This window comes from Brevibacillus migulae (assembly GCF_004521915.1).
Taxonomy (GTDB): domain Bacteria; phylum Bacillota; class Bacilli; order Brevibacillales; family Brevibacillaceae; genus Brevibacillus_F; species Brevibacillus_F migulae.
Genome location: NZ_SDKD01000093.1, coordinates 1 through 301, shown reverse-complemented (window position 1 = coordinate 301; position 301 = coordinate 1). Strand labels below are relative to the sequence as shown.

General features: G+C 40.2%; 1 protein-coding gene. It reads left to right on the top strand.

The genetic code is table 11. The features are described from left to right. On the top strand, nt 1-266 hold a 266-nt coding region (locus EIZ37_RS25750; protein ID WP_235828240.1), incomplete at its 5' end, for a bacteriocin class II family protein. Between the last annotated feature and the right edge of the window lie 35 nt (nt 267-301).

Genomic DNA, 301 nt, shown 5'->3' with positions numbered 1-301 from the left:
AGGAGGTAACTAAAATGGAAAAGTTAATGGTATTAAATGAAGAAAAATTGAGTTATGTAATTGGTGGAGGAAATCCTAAAGTAGCACATTGTGCTAGTCAAATTGGTAGATCAACGGCTTGGGGTGCAGTTAGCGGTGCAGCTACTGGAACTGCAGTTGGTCAGGCAGTTGGTGCATTGGGTGGTGCTCTTTTCGGTGGGAGTATGGGCGTTATCAAAGGCTCAGCAGCATGTGTAAGTTATTTAACGCGTCATAGACATCATTAATTGTTTTTGAGTAAAATGTGAAAGGCAAAAAATAT